Here is a 25,629-nt window from a genome sequence, read left to right on the forward strand (position 1 = left end):
TGGCAAAGAGCGGGCTCGGACTGGCCCGGGGCTGGGATGCCGGCGCGGGCGCGCGATGGTGGGCGCGCCCTGCCGCGTGTTGCGTCGGTCAGCGGTAGTGGCGAGCGGCGCGCTGCATGACGATGTCGTCACGCATGCCTTCCAGGGCCATCAGGCGGACCTTGCCGACACCCTGCAGTTCCATGAACCGCTCCGTGTAGAACTCCGGCCCCAGCGCGGTGTCGGCGCGGGATTTGCTGAAGCCGTAGGGCACCACGCCCTTCTCGCCATCCTTGCTACCACCGACATAAAGAACGATTGCCATGTGATGTATTCCTCCAAATTGCTACTGCGTACTGCGCTCGATGAGCGATGCTGCGAGCTCATCAAGGAAGAGCTTACCGCGTCGAACCTGACTGGAACGTCACGAAGGCTAATGACGATCGGTTGCATGCAGATGACTGCGGGATCGCTGCAGAATGCTTACGGATCTTTAACTTCCGGCTAACGAATCGGTGGGGGATTCCCGCCAACGGCGCAGCCCCTCGTGGGTGGTTTGGTTGGTCGCGGAAAGCCGGTTTCCTGTGGGCTGGCCGGGAGGGTGGGTAGGCCGGGGACGCCGTGAACCCAACCCGACCGACCAGCGCGAGGGTTTTGCATTTGACAACCAGGCATCACTACCCACGAGGGGCTGCGCCGTTGGCTGGAAACTACGGCCACCAACCACGCCCGAACCGGGCGAAATGATCGGCCGCGCGTTCGAACGGATTGCGTGCACTCACCCCGCCGCACAGCAGGTATACCGGCAGGTACAGCGGCCCCAGCACCATGTACTGGTAAACGTGCGCGCGCTCGTGGTCGTCCAGCCGGATCAGCGGCTCCACGCCCCACCCCGCCTGATGCGCATAGGTCCGGCAGCAGATGCCGAGGTCATGGCCGGTATGCAGGATCACGTTGCCCAGGGTGATCGCACCGCCCGGCCCCCACGGCCAGTGATCGAACACCACGGCGCAGTCCCGCCCGCTCCAGCGCAGCGTCGCGCCGCCAAGCATGCCGGCCAAGCCGCCGATCAGGCCGATCAGTGTGTTGGGCAGCGTCCATGCGGCGCCCAGCATCTGCAGCGCGCGCAGCCAGAGCGGCCAGGATCGAGCGGCGGTGTTCAATCCGCCTCGTTCGGAATCAGCAGCCACAGGATCAGGTAGATCAGAATGCCGGGGAAGGCGGCCGAGCCGATCGATACCAGCACGAACACGATCCGCACCAGGGTGGGGTTCCAGCCGAAGCGATGGGCAATGCCGCCCATCACGCCGGCAATCATGCGGTCGTTCAATGAACGCGACAGCGTCTTGGGCGTGGTGTTCACGGCGGTGTCTCCTCGGCTTGCGGGCAGAATCAGTCGAGCACGCCGCGACTCTACACCGCCTCCGTGTCTACGGCGTGCGGAGACGCAGCGCCTGCAGGCGCGCACCGAACCAGGCGGCCGCGGTCTGTTCAGGCTGCCCCGGGCACTGGATGCGGTAAGGCTTCCCGCTCATGCTGCTCTGGCTGGCGGCGCGCTCGATGAACTGCTCGGCGCTGTCCACCATGTCCTTCTTCAGCAGGTAGTCGTACTTGCGCTGCAGATGGGCGCGCGCATCGCCGCCGTCGTACCAGCTGCCATTGCGCTGGAAACGGCACTGCGAGCCGTCCAGGCTGGAAATCAGCTGGGCGATCTCCCGGCGTGCATCGGCACTGGGTGCGGCGTGGGCAAATTGTGCTGCCAGCAGTGCCGCAAGAATCAACGAAATCCGGTACGTCATCATCCCCCCAGGTCAGTCGAGCATGGCTCGACTCTACAGGTCACGCGCCTTCAACCAGCCATCGATCGTGGCCGGCACTTCGCGCTGGGCGCGGCCGGACACATAGATACCAATGTGGCCACCGCGGAAACTGGACTCGGTGTAGTCGTCCGTACCCAGGCGCCCACGCATCGCGCGCGAGGCGTCCGGCGGTACCAGATGGTCCTGCTCGGCATAGATGTTCAGCACCGGCAAGGTCACCTGCGACAGATCCACGGCTTCCTCGCCGATCCGCACCGTACCGTTCACCAGGCCGTTGCCCTGGTAGAACTGCTTGATGAAGTCACGGAACGCCTCGCCCGCCAGGTCCGGCGAATCGAAGATCCATTTTTCCATGCGCAGGAAATCCTCCAGCGCCGCCTTGTCGTCGAGGATATCGAGCAGACCGACGTACTTCTGCACGTTCAGGCGGAATGGCTTGAGCATCAGGTAGCTGGCATTCATCAGGTCAGCCGGTATGTTGCCCAGCGTATCCACCAGCAGATCCACGTCCACCTGCCGCGCCCAGTGCGAGAGCATGTTGTCGGCCGTCTGGAAATCGACCGGGGTGACCATGGTGATCAGCTTGCCCAGCTTCTCCCGGCGCAGCGCGGCATAGCACAGCGCGAACACACCGCCCTGGCAGATGCCGAGCAGGTCGATCGGGCCGCCACTGCGCACGCGCAGTGCATCCACCGCACCATCGATATAGCGCAGCAGATAGTCCTCCAGCGTCTGGAAGCGCTCCGAGCGATCCGGGTAGCCCCAGTCCAGCACGTACACGTCCTGCCCGAGCGCCAACAGCTTCTGCACCAGGGAGCGGTCGGCCTGCAGGTCGACCATGTACGGCCGGTTGACCAGCGCGTAGACGATCAGCAGCGGCGTGCGCCGGGTCGGCGCCTGTTCGCCGACGAAGCGGTAGAGCACCACCTTGCCGTCGCGCCACACTTCCTCGCGGGCGGTCACGCCATAGTCAACGTCTTCCACCTGCGGCAGCAGCTTCAGCCCTTCCATCAGCTTGCGCTGCATCGCCAGGGTTTCCTGCATCAGGTCATCGGCGTTGAAGCCCAGCGGTCCCTTCATCGGTCACGTGCCCGTGAGGTGGTGCGAGATTCGGACTTTTTGGCAGCCGCCTTCTTTGCCGGCGCGGCCCTCTTCGCGGCCTTGCGGGCGGCTGGCTTCACCTTCGCCGGCGTCGGCTGCGCCACCGGATCGACCGCAGCGGTTCCAGCCAGCACCGCCACTTGTGCCTGCAGCCGGCGCAGGCCGCGCTCCAGCTCGGCGATGCGGCGGTGTGCGGCATCCATCTCGCTGCGGGTCGGCAGGCCGATACGTTCACTCATCTGTTCCACCTCGCGCTGCAGGCCGGCGCGCAGACGCATCTGCGCGTTGCCCAGCGAGGCGTACACCTGCTGGAACGGTTCGGACATGGCGACCTTGGCGTAGGCCTCCTCGGCCACTTCGATCCACAGGTCGAACATCGCGCGGGCGCTGGTCAGCTGGCTGCCCGGCTGTTCGTGCTCGGCCAGGCGCTGCTCGAACAGCGCAAATGCCTCGTCCAGTGCCCGCTTGATCTGGTCGACATAGGCGCGCGAATGCTGCTGGTATTCTTCCTGCGCACGCAGCAGGGCCTGCCAGCGCGCCTGGTGCTCGCGGCCGGGGCCGAATGCCGGGCTCTGCAGCCACGGGCCCGCCTGCAGCTGGAACTGCTGCAGCCATGCGGCGAATTCAGGTACTGCGGCACCGGCGTGGGTGCTGCCGCGGGCGCCCTGCAGCATCCATTGCAGCATGCCGTCGCCCTGCCCCTGCACCGCCTCGCGCCAGGCCTGGGCCACGTCGGCACTGCTGGCGTCGCGGCCGGCAAACCGAGCGGCGACCTCCTGCATGGTGCCGTACCAGCTGCCCGCCTGTTCGCGGAACCGGCGCATGGCATCTTCCGGCGCGCCGGGCGCCTGTTCGGGCAGCAATTGGCCCCACCAGTCAAACAACCGTTGCCAGCTGCCGGGGTCGTCACCGGCAGGTGCAGCGGGCGCGCCCGCATGGCGCAGAGCATCACCCCAGGCGCCGAAGTACTGCCGGGCCAGCGTCTCGAAATCGCTGCTGCCGGCATCGTGGGCCGAGCTGGTCATCGCAGGCCTCCGCAGGGCTGGCTCATGGCTTGGGGATACGCAGGGTCTTGCTGATCATCAGCGACCCGGACAGGGCAAACAACAGCACCATCGGGTGCAGCTGCCACGGTCCGATCTGCCACTGGCCGAACCAGATGTTCTGGCCGACGGCATCGGTGCCGGCGGCGATCGCCAGTACGATCACCAGCACCAGGCTGGTCGGGATCGGGGTGCCCTCGAAATACGTGACCTTGCCCTCATCGCCGGTCATTGCCTCGGCTGTGACGTTGTAGCGTGCCAGGCGGCTGACGCCGCAGCAGACGAAGTAGCTCAGCACCAGCCAGTCCCAGCCACCCTGCATGCCGCAGGCATAGGCCAGCGCCGCTGGGGCCACCCCGAAGGAGATCACGTCGGACAGCGAGTCCAGCTCGCGGCCCAGGGTGGAGCTGGACTTGCGCCAGCGCGCGATGCGCCCATCAAGGGCGTCGAAGATGAAGGCCAACGGGATCAGCGCCATGCCGAACAGCAGGTAGCCACGCTCGCCGTCCTGCAGGAAGCGCATGGCGGCAAATACCGCACCGGTGCCGCAGAAAGCATTGGCCAGGGTGAACCAGTCGGCCAGCTGGAATTCGCGCAGCATCGAGAAGTGACGTTTCATGGGGACTCACGGAGCATCAAGGCCCACAGGTTACCGCGAGCGCCGTCGCTGGTGACAGCGCTGACGGGGCCCACCCTTCACCGCCCCCTCACCCGCCCTCACCGGCGGTGAATTTTTCGCCACCCATCTTGACAGCCTAGGGGGGTGGCGCCTGTCGCGGCTTATCCACAAAGTTGCCCACGCGTAATCCACACCCCCTGTGGACAACCAGATCTCACCGACTGCGACGGTGGACATTTCCTCATCACCCTGACGCGGGGTTTCCCTACTTCCAAAGCCGCGAGGTCGGCGCTATGGTCACCGGCGGGCCCGCCGCCGCCACGCGCGATTCCTGGTGACGGGCGATGATGATGCCGGATGCTTCCACCTGCTGCTGGCGCAGCGGCCATGAAGCGGTAGAGCCGGCCGCTGGCCGGCTGCACCTGCCATTCCGGGGTGCCGGACGGCGGCAGGCAACTACCCAGCCTGCACCCGCCGCCAACGCGCGAAGCACAACACCTGCATCACCAGCATGGCCAGCAACCCCAGCGGCCACGCCCACCATACGCCGGCCAGCCCGTGCTGCGCCTGCATCCACATCGCCAGCGGCAGTTCCACCAGCAGCACCGCTGCCATACCCAGCAACGCTGGCAACCATACCGTGCCGCTGCCGCGCATCACCCCGACAAGCACCGCGCTGATTCCCATCGCCAGCACGCCCCACACCACAGTGCGCAGCTGCAACGCAGCCAGCTCGCGCACGTCGGCTGCCGCCAGGATCAGCCCGGTCAGCCCGCGCGCCAGCGCCACAACCAGCACCACCACCACGCTCAGCGTCGCCAGCGCCACCAGCACACCAGTCCGGGCGATGGCCGGCAGCCGTGCTGTACGCCCGGCGCCCATCGCATGCGCCGCGAGGATGGTGGCGGTGATCCCCAACGACATTGCCGGCAACTGCACCCAGTTCATCAGCTGGTTGACCGCACCGTAGGCGGCCGTAGCGGTGTAGCCGTAACGGTTGATCCAGCCCAGCAACACGATTTCGGCGACGGCCAGGCTGAGCATCTGCAGCGAGGAGGGTATGCCGATGCGCAGCATCGATCGGATGATCGCGCCATCGAAACGAATGGCATGCAACAACTCAGGACCCGGTGCCAGGGGATGTCCTGCCCGATGCCAACGCAACAACAGCCAGCCCAGGGCCAACAGCGAGGCAAACGCCGCCGACACCGCCGCACTGGCCGATCCCAGCCGCGGCAGGCCGGCCCAGCCCAGAATCAGCAGCGGCGTGCACAGCAGGCCCACCGCCGTGGCCAGCAGCAGCGCATGCAGCGGCGTCTTCGCATCGCCTACTGCGCGGCTCACGGCAGTGGCCAGCCACAGGAGGAAGAACGCCGGCGCCGCCAGCAGCAGCACGCGCGCGTAGACGATGGACTCACCGAGGATCGGTGCCGGTGTACCCAGTGACATCAGAAGCTGTGGTGCGAAACCGCTCCCCAGAGCCATCACCAGCACCGACAGCACAAGGATCAGCGCCACCGCACTGCCAGCCACCGCGCGCACCTGCTGCGGCCGCCCCGCGCCCCAGGCGTGCCCGATCAGCACCATCGCGCCGGTCGCCAGGCCCATCACCAGGGCCAGCAGCAGGAAGAAGACCGGGAAGAACGCAGCGGCCACGGCCACCGCCTGGGTACCGAGCAGATGGCCGAGGTAGATGTTGTCCAGCGTGCCTGCGGCCAGCTGCAGCGCATTGGTCAGCAGCATCGGCAGCAGCAGGGCCAGGTAGGTGCGCCACAGAGGCGGCGCGACCAGGGGCGTGGGATGTACAGGGGAGTTCATGGGGTTCTCTGGGCAAGGCGCTGCCCTGCCCGGCGTTTCCACCAGCAAAGCAAGCACAGGGGACCGGGCCGTGGCCCGCGATCAGGTGGCGCCGCCGTTCAACGACGGCGCGATGGATCAGCCGTCAGCGCTGTCGAACGCCAGACGCAGGGCGTGGTCGCGCACATCCCTGGGCCAGGAATGCAGCACCGCTTCCAGGCCCGCACGGTCGTGCGCGAACAGCACGCGGATGGCCTCCTCGAAGCCCGGCAGGTCACCGGCGATGGTCTGCAGGAAGAGATAGGCGCGCTCGGCATCGCGACGCCGGCGGTCCTTGTCCGCACCGGCGCGGCTGGCCGCCTCCACCAGTTTTCGCAATGCCACCGAGGCGCCGCCCGGCTGCTCGGCCAGCCAGGCCCAATGGCGCGGCAGCAAGGTCACTTCACGGGCGACCACGCCCAGCTTGGGGCGGCCACGGCCACGCGGGGTCGCAGCGTCTTCGGCAGTGATTTCGGCTTCCGCCTCGTCAGAGGGGGGGAACGCTTCGGTTACCCGCGCCAGCAGTTCCTCGTCACTGCCGCGCGTATCGAAATCGCGGGTGCGACCGGTGGCGTTGTCGAACACCAGCAATGGTCCGACAGCGTTGTCGGCGCGCAGCCGCTTGAGCGCCAGTGCCGCCACTTCCGGGCTGCCGCAGGCAACGAGGCGATGGCCGTCGAAACAACTGAAAGGAGGGAGTCGGGACGCAGGCATGGCAATGGCATCAGAGGTGATGCGCGAATATTGCCCGGGTAATTTATGACTGTCAATATTGCCCGGGTATTAATCGACCAAAAGAGCGTGCCAACCCAGATTGGCACTCCCCGGAATGGTTGGCACCTCCCCGATTCACCGGGTCACAGCCGGCTGTAGGACCAACTGACCATGCGCCCGTCCTTGTACGGCATCACGCCGTGGAACGGGCGCGGGTCGGCGTCGAACACCAGCGGCAGGAAGTTGCGGTCGCCTTCCCACATCGGCAGCGTGTCCAGCTTGTCCAGATCTACCCACTCCAGCGTGCCTTCGTGGTTGCCGCCGTGCGGGGTACCTTCGAAGCTGTCGATGACGAACACGAAGCCCAGCCAGTCTTCGCCGTGCTTGCCGAAACCGGGCCAGCTGAGAGTGCCGCGCAGGCGCATGCCGGTGCAGTCGATGCCGGCTTCCTCGGCAATCTCGCGGCGCATGCTGGCCGCCACGTCCTCGTCCGCTTCGATCTTGCCACCCAGGCCGTTGTACTTGCCGAGGTGATGGTCACCGGGGCGCGTATTGCGATGGATCATCAGCACCTGGCGACGATCGGGCGACAGCACATAGCCCAGAGTGGCGACGATCGGGGTGTACGGCATGGGGCGGCATCCAGCGGCAGGTCAGCCCTGGATTATGGCCGATCAGCGCACGAGCGACAGGCGGCGCTCGGCAGGCGCACCGGCGCCATCGGGGTCACGGCGCAGCGTTGCGACGCCGTGGCCGCGCTCGGCCAGGTATTCCAGCCACTTGCCGAGGAAGGTGTTCATCCGCATGCGATGACTGATCAACTCCGCCGGCGGCGGGTACAGGCCCATGGTGTCCTGCCAGCGGCGGCCGACGTAGCAATGGGTGGTCTCGGCCTGGCGCGCGTCACGGTACAGGCGAACATAGGCCGAGGGATCCGGCTCGCCGGTGACCGGGTCGGCAATGTCGTAGGTCAGCCGCAGTTCCACCGTATAGCGGTGGCACTCGATCACGTCCAGGCGGACATCCAGGCCGTCGCCGATCGAGGAAATGTAGCTGCCCGCCGCCAGTCCCGCCGGTTCGAACAGGCGCACCAGATGGCGGTAGTTCTCCGCGTACAGGCCCATGAGCCAGCTCAGCCGGCTCAGGCGGGGAATGCGTTCGGTACGGGGCAAGGCTCGGGCCATGGGTCGATCCTACACGTTGGTGCTTCAACGTGGGGGCGCCTCAAGCCACAGCCAACCCGACGGTCGCTTTCATCGTGGTAGTGCCGGCCGCTGGCCGGCAGCCCCGCAGTGCGAAAAGGGTCAATACAGCTCGCGCTGCAGCCCCAATGTGGCCAGCACCTTGCTGGAAATCTCCTCGATCGAGGTGTGGGTGGTGCTCAGGGTCGGGATCCGCTCCATGCGGAACATGGTCTCGGCCGCGGCCACCTCGCGCTTGCAGGTGTCCAGGTTGGCGTAGCGCGAGTTCGGGCGGCGCTCCTGGCGGATCTGCTGCAGGCGGTCCGGATCGATGGTCAACCCGAACAGCTTGCGCCGGTAGTTGCGCAGGCGCGGCGGCAGGCGGTCGCTTTCCAGGTCTTCGTCGGTCAGCGGGTAGTTGGCCGCGCGCACTCCGTAATGCAGAGCCAGGTAGATGCAGGTGGGCGTCTTGCCGGCGCGCGACACCGCCACCAGGATCACGTCGGCATCGTCATAGTTCACTGCGATGCCGTCGTCATGGGTCAGGGCGAAGTTCATCGCGTTGATGCGGCGGTGGTACGTGTCGAAATCGACCATGCCGTGGGCCTGGCCGACCCGGGCCAGGCGAGGGCTGGCCAGTTCGCGCTCCAGCGGCTCGATGAACGGCGCGAACACATCCAGCATCAGGGCACCGCTGTCGGCCAGGATCAGGCTCAGGCTCTGGTCCACGCAGGAGTTCACCACGATCGGCCGGACCTGGTACCGCTCCCCCGCCGCCTGGATCCGGGCGCAGGCTTCACGCGCTTTTTCAGGGTCGTCGACAAACGACATCCGATCGGTAATGAAGCTGAACCCGGAGAACTGGGTCAGCAGGCTATGCCCAATGGTTTCAGCGGTGATACCGGTTCCATCGGAAACGTAGAACACCGGACGGATGGTCGACATGCGCGCTTTTACCCCCTACGAAGCTTAAAAAGGCCGCCAGCACAAGCTTGTGCCGACGGTGCTCTGCCCGGCATCATATCGGCTTCTTCCTACGGACGCGGCCACTCAGCCCGCCTCGGGCGATGGCCAAACGGAGCATCGCGCTTGAACGAGAACATCCTGTGGTTGCACGAACTGCGTCTGGCCGATCTGGCCCGCGTAGGCGGCAAGAATTCGTCCCTGGGCGAGATGATCGGCAACCTGGCCGGTCTGGGCGTTTCGGTGCCGGGCGGTTATGCCACCACCGCTGAAGCCTTCAAGGACTTCATCGCGCACAACGACCTGTCCAAGCGCATCTTCGACAGGCTGGCCACGCTGGACGTCGAGGACGTCAACGCGCTGACCGCAGCCGGCAAGGAAATCCGCGGCTGGGTAATCGACGCCCCGCTGCAGCCGCAGCTGGACCAGGACATCCGCACCGCCTACGCCAAGCTGAGCGCCGAGAATGGCGGCGGCGACGTGGCCGTGGCCGTGCGTTCGTCTGCCACTGCCGAGGATCTGCCGGATGCGTCCTTCGCCGGCCAGCAGGAAACCTTCCTCAACGTGACCGGTGCCGACGACGTCGTGCACAAGGTCAAGGAAGTGTTCGCCTCGCTGTACAACGACCGCGCCATCGCCTACCGCGTGCACCACGGCTTCAAGCATGAGGACGTGTTCCTGTCCGCCGGCGTGCAGCTGATGGTGCGTTCGGGCGTCGGTTCCTCCGGCGTGCTGTTCACCCTGGACACCGAGTCCGGCTTCCGCGACGTGGTGTTCGTCACCTCCTCGTTCGGCTTGGGCGAGATGGTCGTGCAGGGCGCGGTCAATCCGGACGAATACTACGTCTACAAGCCCACCCTGCAGGCCGGCAAGCCGGCGATCCTGCGCCGCTCGCTCGGCAGCAAGGCGATCCGCATGGTGTATTCGGATGTCCCCGGTGAGCGCGTCCGTATCGAAGACACGCCGGCCGAACTGCGCACCACCTTCTCGATCAGCGACGAGGACGTGCAGGAACTGGCCAAGCAGGCGCTGGTCATCGAAAAGCACTACGGCCGCCCGATGGACATCGAATGGGCCAAGGACGGTGTCAGCGGCAAGCTGTTCATCGTGCAGGCGCGCCCGGAAACGGTGAAGTCGCGCAGCCACGCCACCCAGATCGAGCGCTTCGCGCTGACCGAGAAGGGCGGCAAGGTGCTGGCCGAGGGCCGTGCCGTCGGCGCCAAGATCGGTTCGGGCGTGGCCCGCGTGGTGAAGACGCTGGACGACATGAACCGCGTGCAGCCTGGCGACGTGCTGATCGCCGACATGACCGATCCGGATTGGGAACCGGTGATGAAGCGCGCCTCGGCCATCGTCACCAACCGCGGTGGCCGCACCTGCCACGCCGCGATCATCGCGCGCGAGCTGGGCGTGCCGGCCGTGGTTGGTTCGGGCAACGCGACCCAGGTCATCGAAGATGGCCAGCTGGTCACCGTCAGCTGCGCTGAAGGCGATACCGGCTTCATCTACGAAGGCAAGCTCGGCTTTGAACGCACCACCACCGATCTGGGCAACATGCCGCCGGCGCCGCTGAAGATCATGATGAACGTGGCCAACCCGGAACGTGCCTTCGACTTCGGCCAGCTGCCGAACGCCGGCATCGGCCTGGCCCGCCTGGAAATGATCATCGCCAGCCACATCGGCATCCATCCGAATGCGCTGCTGGAATACGACCGCCAGGACGCCGCTACCAAGAAGAAGATCGACGAGAAGATCGCCGGCTACGGTGATCCGGTCAGCTTCTACGTCGACCGCCTGGCCGAAGGCATCGCCACCCTCACCGCCTCGGTCGCCCCGAACGCCGTGATCGTGCGCCTGTCGGACTTCAAGTCCAACGAGTACGCCAACCTGATCGGCGGCAGCAACTACGAGCCGCACGAAGAGAACCCGATGATCGGCTTCCGCGGCGCCAGCCGTTACGTCGATCCGAGCTTCTCGGCCGCCTTCGCGCTGGAGTGCAAGGCCGTGCTGCGCGTGCGCAACGAAATGGGCCTGGACAACCTGTGGGTCATGATTCCGTTCGTGCGCACCCTGGAAGAAGGCCGCAAGGTCATCGAGGTGCTGGAACAGAACGGCCTGAAGCAGGGCGAGAACGGCCTGAAGATCATCATGATGTGCGAAGTGCCGTCCAACGCACTGCTCGCCGATGAGTTCCTGGAGATCTTCGACGGCTTCTCGATCGGCTCCAACGACCTGACCCAGCTGAGCCTGGGCCTGGACCGCGACTCGTCGATCGTCGCGCACCTGTTCGACGAACGTAACCCGGCGGTGAAAAAACTGCTGTCGATGGCGATCAAGTCGGCACGTGCCAAGGGCAAGTACGTTGGCATCTGCGGCCAGGGCCCGTCCGATCACCCGGATCTGGCCGAATGGCTGATGCAGGAAGGCATCGAGTCGGTGTCGCTGAACCCGGACACCGTGGTGGATACCTGGCTGCGCCTGGCCAAGCTGAAGGCCAACGGCTGATGCCGTGATGGGCTGACGTCGCTTTCATCGACGTCCGCCCATACTGCTGCTGCACGCAAGCCCCGCCTCTGCGGGGCTTGCTGTTTCTGGCGTCCACGCACGCCCGGCCCCACGCAGACATCGCTACGCAGCAAAGGACTTCCGCATGATCGCCGCCGCACCTCCCGCCCCCGCCGCAACGCCCTGGTTCCACTCGCTCAACTGGGAGCGCCTGCTGGAAACCTACGGTGTGCCGTTACTGGCCGCCATCGTGGTGCTGCTGGTGGGCCTGTGGGTGGCGCGTCGCCTGTCCAGCGCGATGCCGCGCGCCACAGCGCGCATGGGCGTGGACCCGATGCTGGGCAGCTTCCTGCGCAACGTGGTGTACGCCGCATCGCTGGTGATCGTGGTGGTGCTGGCCATCGGCACGCTGGGCGTGCAGATCACCCCGTTGCTGGCCGTGCTTGGTACCGCCGGCCTGGCCGTTGGCCTTGCCCTGAAGGATTCGCTGTCCAACATCGCCTCGGGCGTGATGCTGGTGACACTGCGGCCGTTCCGCGTCGGCGATGTGGTCACCGTGGCCGGACAGACCGGCACGGTGCGCGAAGTGCGCATTTTCCAGACCGTCATCACCGGTGCCGACAACCAGCACACCACCATTCCGAACACGCTGATCACCGCCGCACCGATCATCAACCTGACGGCCGAGCCGACCCGCCGCGTCGAACTGGTGATCGGCATCGGCTACGAGGACAACATCCAGCTGGCACGCGACACCGCGCTGGCGCTGATGAAGGCGGACCCGCGCGTGCTGCAGACGCCGGCACCGGACGTGGTGGTGTACGAGTTGGGGGCGCACGCGATCAACCTCGGCATCCGCTGCTACGTGAAGTCGGCCGACTGGTTCGGCACCAAGGTCACGCTGCTGGAGCAGCTGAAGCTGGGCTTTGACAGGGCCGGCATCAACATCCCGTATCCGCAGCAGGACATGCACCTGTACCTGCATGGGAAGGATGGCGGTGTGGTCGAGGCGGACGCGCTGGTGCGCGACAAGCCCTGATCCCAAACAGAAATGCCGGCCAGCGGCCGGCACTACCCTGCCCCGCGCCCCCCTGGTAGTGCCGGCCGCTGGCCGGCACCCACCCATCTCCATGCACCGGTAGTGCCGGCCGCTGGCCGGCAGCCTTCAGGATCAGGCCGCGACGATCTCTTCCAGCGCCGGGTAGTCGATGAAGCCCACCGCACCACCGCCAAAGAACGTCGCCCGATCCGGCGGGTTCAATTCCGCCCCCAGACGCAGGCGCTCCGGCAAATCCGGGTTGGCGATGAACGGGCGACCGAAGCCGATCAGGTCGGCCCAGCCCTCAGCCAGTGCCTGTTCAGCACGTTCGGCGGTGTACTTGCCGGCATAGATCAGCGTACCCGGGTAGACCATGCGCAGCGCCTGCTTGAACGCCACCGGCATCAGCGGTGCATCGTCCCAGTCGGCTTCGGCGATGTGCAGGTAGCCCACGCCCAGCTCACCCAGCAGATGCGCCGCGGCCAGATAGGTGGCCTGCGGCGTATCGTCAACCGCGCCCTGCAACGTCGTCAGCGGCGCCAGACGGACACCGACGCGGTCACCACCGGCTACGGCCGTCACCGCCTGCACCACCTCGCGCAGGAACCGCAGGCGGTTCTGCAACGCGCCGCCATAGCCGTCGGTGCGCCGGTTGGCCTGCGAGTCGATGAACTGGTTGATCAGGTAGCCATTGGCACCGTGCAACTCCACGCCATCGAAGCCTGCGTCCAGCGCGTTGCGTGCCGCCTGGGCGTAGTCGGCGACGATGCCCGGAATCTCGTCTTCGCGCAGCGCGCGCGGCATCGAATGCTGGATCATTTCGCCCACCCCGGCTTCGGGACCTGCCCCGGTCGGGTCGACAAACACCTTCACGCCTTCGGCCAGCAGCGCCGACGACGACACCGGCGCGGCGCCACCCGGCTGCAGCGCAACGTGCGAGACCCGGCCGACATGCCACAGCTGGGCGTAGATGCGGCCGCCAGCGGCGTGCACCGCATCGGTCACCCGACGCCAGCCCTGCACCTGTTCCGGGCTGTGGATGCCCGGGGTCCAGGCATAGCCCTGGCCCTGCGGGCTGATCTGGGTGCCTTCGCTGACGATCAGGCCGGCGCTGGCGCGCTGCGCGTAATAGGCGGCCATTTCGGCAGTGGGCACGTTGCCGGCCGACGAGCGCGAGCGGGTCATCGGCGGCATCACGATGCGGTTGGGCAGCGTCAAGGCGCCCAAGCGGTGGGGAGTGAACAACATGGCGGCGATCTCTTGCGGGGGGACTGCCGCAAAGGATGGGGATGCCAGCTGCCAGGCAACAGGCATGCACTGGCAAAACAATTGTTCCCCGAAGGCAAGGATGGCCAGCCGGGGGGCAGAGCCCCTTCCTGCGGAACGGGATCCGGCCCCGCGCGCAACCGGGGTCGGATCCCTTTGCACCGCAAAGGGCTCCGACCCCGAAGCCGGTTACAGCGTGGGTTCGATCAGCACGCCGCCATGCGCCACGCGGTCATAGCAGGCGCGCACCACATCTTCCCCGTACTTCAACTCCAGCCGGCGCACGATGAAGTGACCACGCGCCATGTCCTGGTAGTAGTCGGTGAACATGGTGTTCAGCGTTGCACCCGCGGCGGCACCAACGATCGGCACCGCCTGCGCGGCGAACTTCTCGGTAACGACCACGCCGAAGCGCGCCGCCACCTTCTCCACCATCTTCGCCAGCAGCTTGCCGGCTTCCTTCGGCGCCACGCCCAGCGTCAGGTCGCGGCCGGTCACCACCCGCCCGGCCAGCTCGGCCGACAGGTGGCGCATCACATCGGTGGTGAAGCCGCGGGCCAGGTAATAGCCCGTCTCGCTGGCGTCATCACGCGGCGAGTTGCCGCCCAGCGCGAACACTTCCAGGCACGCCTGGCGGGTGCTGAACTCGGACAGGTCAAACCCCTCGCTGCGGGCGACGTCGGCCACCGCACGCATCATGATCGTGGTCGACACCGGCAACTCGATGAGCAGGGCGGCAAAGCCGAAGGCACCGCCGACCGCACCGGAGGTGGCTGCCGCCAACTTGTGCCAGCGGGTCGACGCTCCCTTGCCGGGCGAGTTGTCCATGCTCCACAGGGCTGCCTGCGCCGACTTGGACAGTGCCGCCTGCACCGCACCGTGGATGCGGTTGGAGACCGAACTGGGCAGCGCCTTCACCGCGAAATCCAGCGGCGTACCGACCAGGTTCGCCATGCGCGCGGTCAGGGTCGGCGCTTCCAGCAGGGCCACCGCGCGCTGCAGGTCGGACCAGTCGCGGGCGTCATGGGCGATGTCGCGGGGAAGCAGGATGGGCTCGTTCATGGCGCCGATCTTAGCGCCCGGAAGTTGAAGGGTTCGTCGCGGGTCACGACAGTAAGGCGCGGATCCCGCGCCTTGCCGGCCAGCGGCCGGCACTACCCGTTGGTGTGTCACCCGGTAGCGCCGGGCCATGCCCGACGGCGTCGTTCAGGCAGCCGGCAACCCCGACAGCGCGCCCATGAACTGGCGGTAGTGGCGCAGCTCGGCGATCGAATCGTGCACATCGCTCAACGCGGTATGGTTGCTGTTCTTGCCGACGCCGGCGGCCACGCTCGGCGCCCAGCGCTTGGCCAGTTCCTTCACCGTGGACACGTCCAGGTTGCGGTAGTGGAAGTACTTCTCCAGCCTCGGCATCTGGCGATGCAGGAAGCGGCGATCCTGGCAGATCGAGTTGCCGCACATCGGCGAAAGACCGGCCGGAATCCACTGCGCCAGGAAGTTCACCGTCTGCGCTTCGGCCTGGCCCAGGGTGGTGGTGCTGTCCACCACGCGCTGCCACAGGCCGGAACGACGGTGCTGGTTGCGGTTCCACTCATCCATCGCTTCCAGCGTTTGCAGCGGATGGTGGATGGCAAACTCGGGGCCTTCAGCCAGCACATTGAGCTGGGCATCGGTGACCACGGTGGCGATCTCGATGATCGAATCGTTGTCGGTATCCAACCCGGTCATCTCCAGGTCGATCCAGATCAGTCGCTCGTTGGCCGCGCCGGTGTCCGCCATTGTGTCGCCTCGTTGCTGGGCAGGCGCGCGGCCTACCGGTGAAGGAAAGAGGCGCCCATCATACCCGTTCGCCCCTCAGCCCTCGGCCGCATGGTCTTCCAGCAGCAACGGCGGCTTGCCGCGCTTGGCGCGGAAATAATTGGTCAGGCGCATGCTGGCCTCCTTGGCCAGCACCCCACCGTGGATTTCCACCCGGTGATTGTGCCGGGCATCACCCAGCAGGTCGAACACGCTGCCGCAGGCGCCGGTCTTGGGGTCGCTGGCGCCGTAGACCAAGCGGGCGACGCGTGCATGCACGATGGCCATCGCGCACATCGCGCAGGGTTCGAGGGTCACGTACAGGGTGCTGCCGAGCAGCCGATGATTGGCCAGCCGCGTGCCGCCGGCGCGCATGGCCACGATCTCGGCATGCGCACTGGGATCGTGCGAGGCGATGTTGAGGTTCCAGCCCTCGCCCAGCAGCTGGCCATCGGCGCCCACCAGTACCGCACCGACCGGAATCTCGTCGAACTCGCGCTGCGCACGCTCGGCCAGCGCCAGCGCATGGCGCATCCAGTGTTCATCGGCGTCGTGCACCGGTACACCCAGGGCATCGGTCATGGCGGTTCTCGCGTGTCTGCAGGGCCAGGATGGCCGCCGGGGCCGCATTGTACGCCCGCGGCCGTGCAGGCGGCGCGGGTATCGGCGGTGCCATTGCGCGCGACCGGCGGTCCAAGCAGCGAGCGCGCTGAAGCCAGGCTGCAGGCCTCATACTGAGCCCTTCCGCAAGCACCTTGGTGAACCCATGACCACCCTCCGTCCCTCGCGCGCCGATGACGGCGCCGCCCTCGTCGACCTCTGGCGCCGTGCCGTCGACGCCACCCACGACTTCCTCAGCGCCGAAGACCGGCAGGCCATCGATGCCGAAGTCGCCGGTTTCCTGCCGCAGGCACCGATGACAGTGGCCGTCGACGCTCAGGACCGCCCCCTTGGCTTCATGCTGATCGACGCCACGCACATGGAAGCGCTGTTCATCGATCCGGACGTGCGCGGCACTGGTATCGGCCGGCAACTGCTGCAGCACGCGCTGGCCCGGCATCCGCAGCTGAGTACCGACGTCAATGAGCAGAACGCACAGGCCGTTGGCTTCTACCTGCGCATGGGCTTCGTCGAAACCGGGCGCTCACCGCTAGATTCGCAAGGCCGTCCGTATCCCCTGATCCATCTCCGGCACAACGGCTGACATTGGACGGATATTCGAGGCCCGCCCCCGATCATCAGGCCGTGGCTTCGAATGCCGGTGAGTACTGCACCTCTCCCTGCGCCATCGACGGCCTCAGGTGCAGCGCCTGGAAGTACTCTGGCGGAACACCCGGCAGCACCAGGCCCGGCTCGGCGCGGAATCCGAATCGACCGTAGTACGCGGGTTCTCCCAGCAATACGCAGCCCTGCGCCCCCTGCTCACGCAGTGCATCAAGCGCCGCATGCATCAGCGCCGCGCCGACACCCTGCCCCTGCCATCCGGGCAGCACCGAGATTGGTCCCAGGCCAAACCAGCCCGTACTGCCATCGCTGATCGTCACCGGCGACAAGGCAACATGCCCGACGACCTGCCCGTCCTTCTCGGCGACCAGCGAGAGACTCAGCTCTCCACGCGAACGCAGTGCATCCACAATGAACTGCTCGGTGTGGCTGCTGTGCGGGGCTTCGCGGAAGGCTGCCTCGGTGAGTGCGTGGATGACAGCGCGGTCTTCGCGGATTTCAGGGCGGATCGTGCAGTTCAAGGAGAGCGCCTTCAATGAAGTGATGGATATGTGAATGATTGATTTCAGTCACGGATTCAGCCGCAGACCTGCCTCCGGCAGCAATGCCAACGTGATGATCGCGAGCCTTGTGCGGCAAGCGATCCGCCCGGGCAATGCCTCGCCGGGGCGTCAAAAATCCGTCTCCAAGGGTGGCACAGCGCTCCCGGCACGTTCCATAATCGAGAAACCTGCCACCCAGGAAGGATAGATGGACATGGACGCACGATGCAGGCTCGCGCCATGCGTGTAGCTCGCCCCGAACCCAGGGGGCGGCCGCTGCTGGCATTGCTCGCCCTCGTCCCGCTGGCGGCATGTTCGCCCTACGCCGACGCCGAGCGTGACGTCGCCGCGGGTGGACGCGGCCTGGCCAAACTCAACCCGGCGCCGAAGCAGGCCTACGAACTGGTGCTGACACTGAAGGACGCGCCGGGCCCGTTCGCGATCGTGGAGGGCGTGGCCCAGTACGACGTCAGTAACTACGAAGACTGCGGGCGGATCATATGGTCCACCGGTACGGCAAGCCGCATTACCAGCCAGGAACCGGTGGAACTGCGCAGGGTTGGCGAGAACGAATACCGCGGTACGTTCTACCTCGACCGCATGCAGGATCAGGACTATTACGATCGCGGTACGTGCCACTGGACGCTGACCGGTGTTGGCGCGATGTTGCGTGCGACGAACGGCGAAGCCGATACGCGATTCCTGACCTACGTCAATAAAGAGCGCATGGACGCAGGATCGCCGCTGACTCTCTACTACCCGAAGACTGCCTATCCCCGCGCCGAGCTTGCTGCCAACTTCCCTGCCAGCGGTAAAGAAGATCCGTCAGCCTACAGGGAGGATCTACGCAATGCGCTGTTCTCATCTACCACCACTGTACAGAAGCTCGTGCCATGAGCCGCCAGTGCCACATTCACCCTTGCACACCAGGAGGCCGACATTGCGCCACAAGATGATTCCGTGCCTTGCTCTGCTTCTGTTGACCGCCTGCCATCCGGAGACCGCCATGAACCAGGAACGTGCCGCTGCTGAAGCCGATGTCGCCCAGGGTGGGCGCGGCCTCGCCAAGCTCAACCCCAGCCCGCGCAAGGCCTATGAACTGGTGCTGCGCCTGAAGGACGCCCCCGGCAATTTCGCGGTGGTTGAAGCCGTCGCGCAGTACGACGTCACCAACGAAGACCAGTGTGGCTATATCGAGCCGGCCACCGGCACGGCTGCACGGATTACCAGCCAGGAACCGGTGGAACTGCGCAAGGTCAGCGATGGTGAGTACCGGGGCACGCTGTATGTGGACCGCATGCTGGATGAAGACTACTACGGTCGTGGTGTCTGCAAATGGGAATTCACCGGTGCAGGCGCGATGCTGAAGGCAACGGGTGCTGAAGAGGAGACCCGCTTCCTGACCTTCGCTGACGCGGAACCGCTGATCGAAGGGAAAACGCACACGCTTTTCTATCCTGATCTCGTCTATCCGCGGACAGACCGTGTTCCCAATTTCCCGGCAAGTGGCGAGTCCGATCGCAGCGGCTATGCCGTCGATCTGCGGGACAATTTGTTCACGATCAGTCTTTCTGCAAGTGAGGTGGCCCCGTGACCATCACCTCACAAGACTACGCCGCCTTATCCGATGACGCATATAAGGATCGCGCTGTCGGTCGACGCGCCCCTGGTCAAGAAGAGAAGGTCATACTGAACGGCCATGAGTACAAGATCCTTGAGCATGTCGACAATCGGCTCAATGGTTATCAAGGTACGGTCTATCAACGCGTAGACAGCAAGGAAATCGTCATTGCACATCGGGGCACCGAGCAGATCGGACGCGATGGCATCCTGACGGATGGAGGCATGGTCGTCGCCCGCACCAATGTGCAGGCACCTGACGCGATCGCATTGACGCAGAGAACGCTCGAAGCCGCAGCGGCGCAGTCCCGCTTGAGCGGCGGACCAACTCCTCAAGTCACCGTCACCGGCCATTCCCTCGGCGGCGCCCTGGCCCAGATTACCTCGCATCACTTCAACATCAAGGGTGAGACCTTCAACGCCTACGGCGCGGTCAGCCTCGGCTACCGCATCCCGGAAGGCGGCAACACCATGATCAATCATGTCATGGCCTCCGATCCGGTCAGCGCCGCCTCGCCACACTTCGGCCAGGTGCGCATCTATGCCAAGCCGGAGGAGATCAGGACGCTGTCTGCTGCCGGTTTCAGCAACCACTCGTTGCGCGCCCTGATTCCAGACTACCCGGTCATCGCGGCAGCCAGTTCTTTGGGCTCCCACAAACTGGGTAACTTCCTCGATCAAGGCTCGGTGCTGAAGCACCCGGAAACCCAGACGCTGGCGAAAGACAACGCCAGGATGATCGAGGAGTACCGCGACAACCTGGAATCGCTGCGCAGCGGTATCACCCGTGCGGCGCGGGGCATTCCAGGCGGCGCCGTCGACCTGTACGACCACATCCGCGGCCCGCTGCAGCCCGGTGAGCCGGCACGCCGCGAAGCGGAGAAGAACGGCCATCACACCAGCATGCTGCGAATGGACGATGCCAACCATGTGGGCAACCCACTGTTCAACGACGCGATCCGTGGCGTGCACGCGCAGGATGTCCGCGTCGGCCGGGTACCAGACGTGATGAGCACGCAACTGGCAGGCAGTCTGGCCGCCGAAATGCACGCAGCAGGCGGCAAGCGCATCGACGAAGTGGTCATGAATGCCGATGCCTCGCGCAGCTTCGCCGTGCAGGGCCAGGGCGGTGACCCCGCCCACCTTCGCGTATCGGTGGATACGGCAGTGGCGATGAACACCCCGCTGGAACAGAGCAGCCAGCGCATCGACCAGCAGGCCGCCAACCAGCGCGTTGCGCTGGAGCGCGACCAGCAGCTGGAACAGCAGCGGAACCAGACCCGCAGCCTGCAGGCCTGATGCAGCGCGGGAGCCGGTCAGCCCGGCTCCCGCATCACTTCGAGACTCCGGCTCAGGGGCCGGACGCTGCCATTGGCACGGATGCTGCGGCCGTCACGAACAGATCGGGCCCGGAATCCGGGAATCCGCCACAGGCGCGATCGCCGGGTGCCACCGGGTCACAGGGCCACTGCGCGCGCGCGACCTTCTCGCGCAGCTCGAAGCGATCACCGGTCCAGACCACGAACGCGATGTGCTCACGGTTCCAGTCACTGTAGGCGCGCGGACCACCCTTCTGCGCCGACTCCGGGTATTGCACGAACCAACGCATGGCCGGGCCGTACTGCAGCTTGCTGTGGTCCAGGCTGATCCGGCCCTCACGCGACAGCTGGCGCGCACGATCGGCCTCCGTGACCGGGGGCATCGTCGGCATGGCATCGGCGGTCACATCCCTCGGCGCCGCATCCCCGCGGACCTGGTACACACGCTGGGCTACATAAGCCTCGCGGCAATCACCCGCTGGCACACGAACCGGCTCCGCGCCGTACTCATCACGGTTGGCGACCTGGTCGCTGCAGGTGAACGGCGCCGACACCAGATAGAACGTGCTGTCGGCGTCGCGCCCTTCCAGCGAACGCACCCAGATGTCGCCCATCCGCACGATGAAGTCCGGGCGCTGGCCATAGCCCGGCACAGCCTTGAACCAGGCCTTCTGCCGCACCTCACGCTCGCGCCAGCTGCGCGGAAGGTGGATGTCCTGCGCGGGCAGCGCGACCAGCAACGCGGCCAGATGCGTCGGCATGGTGCCCTGGCAGGCGCCAATCAGCAGGTCGCCCTGGGTCGCCAGCCACCCGGCCAGATCCACCGGGCAGCGGGCACCGAGCGCCCGCTCGGTCGCCTGCTCTGGCGGCAACGGCACGATGGCCAATGCCGACGGAGCGGGGGCTACCGCGGGAACGGTTGGCTCGACGGCGGCAGGCGGTGCAGCCACAGGCGCCGCCGCTGCGGGCGCAACGGGCGCCGGGTCCGCAGCCGACGCCGGCTGCGTGTCCACCACCGGTGTCGCAGGGGGTGTCACGGCAGCCGGTACTTCGGGAGCCGGCGCCGCGACAACGGCGTCGGCCGCCGTGGGCGCTGCAACGGGCGCCGCCCCTGCAGGCGCCTCAACGATTGCATCTGCAGCGGGGGGCGTCTCCACGGCGGGTGCCGCTGTCTCCTGAGCCTGTGCCGACGCTGCGGCAAGTCCAAGTGACAGCAGCCAGACCGCCGGCAAGCGGCGCACGGATGCAGTGCAGCGGGCAGCGGCGTGCCGGGTATTCGAGGGAACGATTCGCATGTGGTGTCCTTACGAGTGGGTTTCCATGTCGGCGCCACTGGGCGCCACGCGTCGTACGTAAAGCGCATGCGGGCACTCTGCCCGCCGGCATCAGGTGCTACAGGGATCGAGAGCGCTGCTCCTGCTCGCGGGCGAGCGCGGCCGCGGGGTCCTGCTGGGCGACACTGGCGGCCAACTGCTGGCTGCTCTGCGCCAGCGGCTGCTGCGCCGCCTGTTCGCGCTCGACCGAAGCGCGCAGCATGGCCGGGTCACCCAGCGCGCCCTGCACGGCAAACAACGTGCGGCCGTCGTTGCCAGCCAGGAGATGATCGATGCGCGACATCCCCGCCTTCTGCGCGCTCAGCGCCAGTGCGCCGGCAGCATTGTCCAGTTCCTGCACGCTGCGCAGACCGCTTTGTGGTCCCATCTGCTGCAGATGGTGGCGGGCGCCCTGGAACAGGGCATGCCCCGGCGCGCCAGGCTGCGACATGTCGCGCACGGTGGCCTGCTGGGCCGGCGCCCCGACTTCGCCCCGCTCCAGCCGCGCCATCACATCAGGCGTCAGCTTCTGCTGCCACACCTCGAATCGCTGCTGGCGGGCCTCGATGCCGTTCAGGCCACCATTGATCGCGCGCGTCGCTTCGCGCACGTCCTCGCGCGCCGCTTCCGGCACCCGCGTCTGCCACTGCCACACGGCAATGCGGCCTGCGTGCTCGGGCTGCGCGGCCAGTTCCGGGTGGTTCACCAGGTCCAGATCCAGCGCCTTGCCGGCACGCTCGTAATTCTCCTTGCCGACCAGAGGCAGATAGCCACGGCCGTGATACTTCAGCGCATCGCCAGGCGCGTCATTGCCCATACGCCCGCCATACATCAGTTCGGCCAGGCTCTCCGGCCGCCCACGCAGCGCCTCCTGGCGAGCGCTCTCAAGCGCACCATTGCCATTGCGCCACGCCGCTTCCACCGGGATCTGCGAGATACCCCGGGTGAAGTTGAAACTTTCATTGAGCCGGCTCAGGCCACGGGACTCGTGCCCGGCCTGCGCCATGAAGTTGGCCAGTTCCCGGGACGAGGTCATGCCGGCCTCCGTGGCCTGCCGCAACAGCTGCGACTCCCTATCCTGCGACACGGTGAAACTCCTGCTCGATCATCGTTGGATACTCCCGCCTCCTCACCGGCATGGCACTCAGGGCAAGCTGACGTCGGCGACGACGGACGGATCGAAATCCTCGAACCGCACCCGGCCAAGTTCGGCGGCCGAGAAGTCACGCGTATGGGTGGCCTCGGTCTCGGTGTCGACCACCCTGCGCTGCACGCCATGCACCCAGCACGCCTGCTCGGCAGGTGCATACCGGAACGTGTAGACGCTGCTCCAGCGTTCGCGACTGCCGCCGTTGGTGATCACACTGAACGCACCATCCTCGATGGTCACGTACGCGAAGGGATCGCCGGCAATGCCTCCCCGGGTGGAACACGGCACCAGCTTGTCGTTGCGCGCCGCCAACTGCCATCGACCCGTGGCGTCGCCCAGCAGCAGCAACAGCACCCGGTTGGGACCGTGCTCGCCGGGCAGCAAGCCCTCCGGAGGAGGTTGGTCGATCACCAGCAGCTGGTCCTGGAAACCATTGCCGGTCAGATCACCGCGCACGGCTTCCAGCAGGTTCGCGCCGGACGGAACGAACGCCAAGGCATTGTCCATGTGTACGCCACTCCCCTTCTCCATCCCCTGCAACTCCTTCAATCCCGTCCTGCCAGTTCCCGAGCGGAGGCCGGAAACGGGGCGATGCCTCGCACGTGCCCTGCGGCCGCCATGGCGGATGATAGCCCCGAGCCCACGGCAACCGCGATGGTGGCAAGCGTCACCCGCATCGCGGGGGGACACAGTCCTCATGGACGGAAAAGCTCCTGCGTTCGATGGCACCGGCGCGCCGGGATTTTGACGCGCACGCAGCTTACTTCGAGGAGGCAGCGCTCGTCGAAGGGGGCTTGGGATGAAAAGCGCACTTGATCACAGAAAAAGCGCGGTTAACGTGAATGGATGCCTACCCGCCCCTGACGTCGGGCACCGCGCTGGAGTGTGCCCGGGCGTTCAAAACCGGGGGGACGTCGTCCTTCCGCTAAGACTGGTAGTGCGCAGGCACGGCGCAAGCGCGAGCGCGTCGCGGTCGAACGCTGACCGTTGCACGCCCCTTCCGGTCCGAGCCACAACTGGTCGATGGACTTCGTGTTCGACGCCCTGGCCAACGGCAGGCCGATCAAGTGTCTGACTGTGGTCGACGACTGCACCAAGGAGGCCGTGGAGATCGCGGTCGCCCGCCGCATCAACGGGCAGGGCGTGGCCGACATCCTGGAAACGGTGTGCCACTTCCGCGGCTATCCGGCCATGATCCGGACCGATCAGGGGCGGAGTTCACCGGACGAGCTCTCGACCAGTGGGCCGTTGCCAACGGCGTGAAGCTGCTGCTGATCCAGCCTGGCAGACCCACCCAAAACGCCTACATCGAGAGCTTCAACGGCAAGTTCCGCGACGAATGCCTCAACGAAAACTGGTTCACCTCACTGGAGCATGCCAAGGCGACGATCTCTGCTTGGCGACGCGATTACAACGAAGTACGCCCGCACAACTCGCTAGGCAAGAGCGCCCCCACCGAGTTCGCCGCCTTACTCCGCGAGCATGGATCCCTTGCAACCACGAACCCGGGCGATAAGCTCACAACCACGGACTCTACGAAGTAGACCTTGGCCCTAACGCAGGGGGCAGGTCAAATTGAGTTGACAAGCGAAACATGAGAGCAGGTAAACCTAAATTCTTCCAGCAATTGCAACCTGCGGCGCCTCACTGACTACCACTCAGAACGACTGGAATTCCGGTTCGCTGCATGCCGAGTAGATCACCTTACAACCTTCACTGCCGCGCTTAGTGCAAAGCCCCATCGCCAATGAAGTCGCGGCAGAGACAGATTCAGCGCGTCCAAACGTGGAACCGCCGAATGCGCTAGTTCGGGGAGAGACCAGCGCGACGCATTGATTCTTGTAAGTCTGAGTAACCTTGCAATCCGATGCCCCGTGCTGACTACAATTGGCCAAGGCCTCATTTGAGGCGTCAGCCTTTCTCACTTTTCCGACTGACACACCGACGTCACCATTGGAAGCCATGGCAATCGCGCCCCAAGTCTTATTCCAGCGTCCTGTTTGGATAGGGCCCGTCTGACCCGATCCCGCGTCCCCTCCCGGGATCGGCGCACACCCACCAACACCCTGACCTCCGATTGGATACTGGCCTGGCGGGCAACGCCCTTCAGCACCAGCAACGGGCGGGAGGCCAAGAAATAGCATGCAAGCTGCAGCGCCGAAGATAAGCGCACATCGGCGGCCAAGTATCGAGACCATATCGTTAGACCCTCAAACTTCCCATCAGCCGTTGTTCTTTGCGAGACCAAGACGCCCCGAGTCCACCACCGCCGAACCCGGCGATGAACTACCGCCAGTCACTCGCGAACCAACAACCTGCTCGGTAGTGGCACCATGTGTCCCGCCCTTCTCTGGAGCCGGAGGCGTGTAGCAACTACCCGTCGGCTGCCCATTCGGGCCCGGCGCCTGCGCCACTGGGCTGCCACCTATCTGCGAATATGCCATGAAGCTACCCAGCGTGCCCTGGAAGAACATGGCCGCCATTGGGGGCGCAGTCAGAATCAAGGTAGTCAGGATCAATCCCATGCCGCCCTGCTGCATCGCCTGACTGGTCATGCCGTCACTGGACGCGCCCATGAGCGGGAACTTGTTCACAAGC

The 25,629-nt window shown here is 66.0% G+C and carries 27 protein-coding genes and 2 pseudogenes; 7 read left to right on the forward strand and 22 right to left on the reverse strand.

What is annotated here, in order from left to right; translation table 11 throughout:
* Positions 1 to 88 precede the first annotated feature (88 nt).
* The 12 genes from AC5P7S_RS09980 to ppsR all read right to left on the reverse strand — a co-directional run bounded on the left by AC5P7S_RS09980 (position 89) and on the right by ppsR (position 9,238).
* On the reverse strand, positions 89 to 304 hold the full coding sequence (locus AC5P7S_RS09980) for a hypothetical protein (RefSeq protein WP_005417149.1): 216 nt from the start codon (positions 302 to 304) through the stop codon (positions 89 to 91).
* Between the two features lie 385 nt (positions 305 to 689).
* Positions 690 to 1,094 (reverse strand): hypothetical protein, encoded by a 405-nt coding sequence (locus AC5P7S_RS09985; RefSeq protein WP_088123871.1) that lies wholly within the window; start codon positions 1,092 to 1,094, stop codon positions 690 to 692.
* A 44-nt stretch (positions 1,095 to 1,138) separates the two neighbouring features.
* Positions 1,139 to 1,297, reverse strand: coding sequence for a PspC domain-containing protein (locus AC5P7S_RS09990; protein ID WP_194430536.1), 159 nt, complete (start codon positions 1,295 to 1,297; stop codon positions 1,139 to 1,141).
* Between the two features lie 112 nt (positions 1,298 to 1,409).
* The gene (locus AC5P7S_RS09995; protein WP_032954276.1) at positions 1,410 to 1,778 is read right to left on the reverse strand and encodes a YfeK family protein; all 369 of its coding nucleotides are present in this window, start codon (positions 1,776 to 1,778) and stop codon (positions 1,410 to 1,412) included.
* Between the two features lie 33 nt (positions 1,779 to 1,811).
* Positions 1,812 to 2,879, reverse strand: a complete 1,068-nt coding sequence (phaC, locus tag AC5P7S_RS10000) for a class III poly(R)-hydroxyalkanoic acid synthase subunit PhaC (RefSeq protein WP_005417157.1) — start codon at positions 2,877 to 2,879, stop codon at positions 1,812 to 1,814.
* Positions 2,876 to 3,925: a class III poly(R)-hydroxyalkanoic acid synthase subunit PhaE gene (gene phaE, locus AC5P7S_RS10005; RefSeq protein ID WP_005417159.1), complete on the reverse strand. Its 1,050-nt coding sequence runs from the start codon at positions 3,923 to 3,925 to the stop codon at positions 2,876 to 2,878. Before phaE ends, phaC begins: the two co-directional genes overlap by 4 nt.
* Before the next feature lie 22 nt (positions 3,926 to 3,947).
* The gene (locus AC5P7S_RS10010) at positions 3,948 to 4,562 is read right to left on the reverse strand and encodes a CDP-alcohol phosphatidyltransferase family protein (RefSeq protein WP_005417164.1); all 615 of its coding nucleotides are present in this window, start codon (positions 4,560 to 4,562) and stop codon (positions 3,948 to 3,950) included.
* Positions 4,563 to 5,018: 456 nt separating this feature from the next.
* On the reverse strand, positions 5,019 to 6,380 hold the full coding sequence (locus AC5P7S_RS10015) for an MATE family efflux transporter (RefSeq protein WP_095377158.1): 1,362 nt from the start codon (positions 6,378 to 6,380) through the stop codon (positions 5,019 to 5,021).
* Positions 6,381 to 6,497: 117 nt separating this feature from the next.
* Positions 6,498 to 7,112 (reverse strand): DUF2239 family protein, encoded by a 615-nt coding sequence (locus AC5P7S_RS10020; RefSeq protein ID WP_095377159.1) that lies wholly within the window; start codon positions 7,110 to 7,112, stop codon positions 6,498 to 6,500.
* Between the two features lie 143 nt (positions 7,113 to 7,255).
* Positions 7,256 to 7,744: an NUDIX hydrolase gene (locus AC5P7S_RS10025; RefSeq protein ID WP_005417168.1), complete on the reverse strand. Its 489-nt coding sequence runs from the start codon at positions 7,742 to 7,744 to the stop codon at positions 7,256 to 7,258.
* Between the two features lie 42 nt (positions 7,745 to 7,786).
* Positions 7,787 to 8,296 (reverse strand): DUF1249 domain-containing protein, encoded by a 510-nt coding sequence (locus tag AC5P7S_RS10030; RefSeq protein ID WP_032954273.1) that lies wholly within the window; start codon positions 8,294 to 8,296, stop codon positions 7,787 to 7,789.
* A gap of 120 nt (positions 8,297 to 8,416) precedes the next feature.
* Positions 8,417 to 9,238, reverse strand: a complete 822-nt coding sequence (gene ppsR, locus AC5P7S_RS10035) for a posphoenolpyruvate synthetase regulatory kinase/phosphorylase PpsR (protein WP_005417170.1) — start codon at positions 9,236 to 9,238, stop codon at positions 8,417 to 8,419.
* A 144-nt stretch (positions 9,239 to 9,382) separates the two neighbouring features.
* On the opposite strand from ppsR, the gene ppsA reads away from it, so the two are divergent.
* Both ppsA and AC5P7S_RS10045 read left to right on the forward strand, forming a co-directional pair.
* Positions 9,383 to 11,761: a phosphoenolpyruvate synthase gene (gene ppsA / locus AC5P7S_RS10040; protein WP_053499806.1), complete on the forward strand. Its 2,379-nt coding sequence runs from the start codon at positions 9,383 to 9,385 to the stop codon at positions 11,759 to 11,761.
* A gap of 145 nt (positions 11,762 to 11,906) precedes the next feature.
* Positions 11,907 to 12,800, forward strand: a complete 894-nt coding sequence (locus tag AC5P7S_RS10045) for a mechanosensitive ion channel family protein (protein ID WP_095377160.1) — start codon at positions 11,907 to 11,909, stop codon at positions 12,798 to 12,800.
* 132 nt (positions 12,801 to 12,932) lie between these two features.
* Here the strand turns inward: AC5P7S_RS10045 and AC5P7S_RS10050 are convergent, their stop codons facing one another.
* From AC5P7S_RS10050 to tadA, 4 genes are all read right to left on the reverse strand, one after another.
* A complete protein-coding gene (locus tag AC5P7S_RS10050) occupies positions 12,933 to 14,048 on the reverse strand; it encodes an alkene reductase (protein WP_095377161.1) in 1,116 nt (371 codons plus the stop codon).
* 207 nt (positions 14,049 to 14,255) lie between these two features.
* Positions 14,256 to 15,128: an EcsC family protein gene (locus AC5P7S_RS10055; protein WP_095377162.1), complete on the reverse strand. Its 873-nt coding sequence runs from the start codon at positions 15,126 to 15,128 to the stop codon at positions 14,256 to 14,258.
* Positions 15,129 to 15,272: 144 nt separating this feature from the next.
* Positions 15,273 to 15,845: an oligoribonuclease gene (gene orn / locus AC5P7S_RS10060; RefSeq protein ID WP_065178525.1), complete on the reverse strand. Its 573-nt coding sequence runs from the start codon at positions 15,843 to 15,845 to the stop codon at positions 15,273 to 15,275.
* A 75-nt stretch (positions 15,846 to 15,920) separates the two neighbouring features.
* Positions 15,921 to 16,445, reverse strand: a complete 525-nt coding sequence (gene tadA, locus AC5P7S_RS10065) for a tRNA adenosine(34) deaminase TadA (RefSeq protein WP_095377163.1) — start codon at positions 16,443 to 16,445, stop codon at positions 15,921 to 15,923.
* Between the two features lie 184 nt (positions 16,446 to 16,629).
* Here tadA and AC5P7S_RS10070 point away from each other — a divergent pair, with 184 nt between their 5' ends.
* The gene (locus AC5P7S_RS10070; RefSeq protein ID WP_095377164.1) at positions 16,630 to 17,067 is read left to right on the forward strand and encodes an acetyltransferase; all 438 of its coding nucleotides are present in this window, start codon (positions 16,630 to 16,632) and stop codon (positions 17,065 to 17,067) included.
* Between the two features lie 34 nt (positions 17,068 to 17,101).
* On the opposite strand, the gene AC5P7S_RS10075 is transcribed toward AC5P7S_RS10070, so the two are convergent.
* Positions 17,102 to 17,608, reverse strand: coding sequence for a GNAT family N-acetyltransferase (locus AC5P7S_RS10075; protein WP_005417179.1), 507 nt, complete (start codon positions 17,606 to 17,608; stop codon positions 17,102 to 17,104).
* Between the two features lie 261 nt (positions 17,609 to 17,869).
* Here AC5P7S_RS10075 and AC5P7S_RS10080 point away from each other — a divergent pair, with 261 nt between their 5' ends.
* The 3 genes from AC5P7S_RS10080 to AC5P7S_RS10090 are packed head-to-tail and all read left to right on the forward strand — an operon-like array spanning position 17,870 to position 20,548.
* The gene (locus AC5P7S_RS10080; RefSeq protein WP_072168175.1) at positions 17,870 to 18,526 is read left to right on the forward strand and encodes a hypothetical protein; all 657 of its coding nucleotides are present in this window, start codon (positions 17,870 to 17,872) and stop codon (positions 18,524 to 18,526) included.
* A 43-nt stretch (positions 18,527 to 18,569) separates the two neighbouring features.
* Positions 18,570 to 19,223 (forward strand): hypothetical protein, encoded by a 654-nt coding sequence (locus AC5P7S_RS10085; RefSeq protein ID WP_095377166.1) that lies wholly within the window; start codon positions 18,570 to 18,572, stop codon positions 19,221 to 19,223.
* Complete coding sequence (locus tag AC5P7S_RS10090) at positions 19,220 to 20,548, forward strand: XVIPCD domain-containing protein (protein WP_095377167.1); 1,329 nt, start codon at positions 19,220 to 19,222, stop codon at positions 20,546 to 20,548. Before AC5P7S_RS10085 ends, AC5P7S_RS10090 begins: the two co-directional genes overlap by 4 nt.
* Before the next feature lie 52 nt (positions 20,549 to 20,600).
* Here the strand turns inward: AC5P7S_RS10090 and AC5P7S_RS10095 are convergent, their stop codons facing one another.
* The 3 genes from AC5P7S_RS10095 to AC5P7S_RS10105 form a co-directional block, all read right to left on the reverse strand.
* Entirely contained in the window at positions 20,601 to 21,863 is a 1,263-nt protein-coding gene (locus tag AC5P7S_RS10095; RefSeq protein WP_428993455.1) for a hypothetical protein, read from the reverse strand.
* Between the two features lie 97 nt (positions 21,864 to 21,960).
* Entirely contained in the window at positions 21,961 to 22,968 is a 1,008-nt protein-coding gene (locus AC5P7S_RS10100; RefSeq protein WP_095377169.1) for an XVIPCD domain-containing protein, read from the reverse strand.
* Between the two features lie 57 nt (positions 22,969 to 23,025).
* Positions 23,026 to 23,562 carry a hypothetical protein gene (locus tag AC5P7S_RS10105; protein WP_032954278.1) on the reverse strand — a complete coding sequence of 179 codons (537 nt, stop codon included), beginning with the start codon at positions 23,560 to 23,562 and terminating at the stop codon, positions 23,026 to 23,028.
* A 405-nt stretch (positions 23,563 to 23,967) separates the two neighbouring features.
* Here AC5P7S_RS10105 and AC5P7S_RS10110 point away from each other — a divergent pair.
* Positions 23,968 to 24,575: pseudogene (locus tag AC5P7S_RS10110) on the forward strand (IS3 family transposase); the annotation flags it as partial.
* 114 nt (positions 24,576 to 24,689) lie between these two features.
* Here AC5P7S_RS10110 and AC5P7S_RS10115 read toward each other — a convergent pair.
* Together AC5P7S_RS10115 and AC5P7S_RS10120 are read right to left on the reverse strand one after the other, a co-directional pair.
* On the reverse strand, positions 24,690 to 25,229 hold the full coding sequence (locus AC5P7S_RS10115) for a DUF4189 domain-containing protein (RefSeq protein ID WP_315970754.1): 540 nt from the start codon (positions 25,227 to 25,229) through the stop codon (positions 24,690 to 24,692).
* A gap of 24 nt (positions 25,230 to 25,253) precedes the next feature.
* A pseudogene (locus AC5P7S_RS10120) lies at positions 25,254 to 25,629 on the reverse strand (TrbL/VirB6 family protein); the annotation flags it as partial.

This window comes from Stenotrophomonas sp. YJH_SMC_32, from assembly GCF_059369975.1.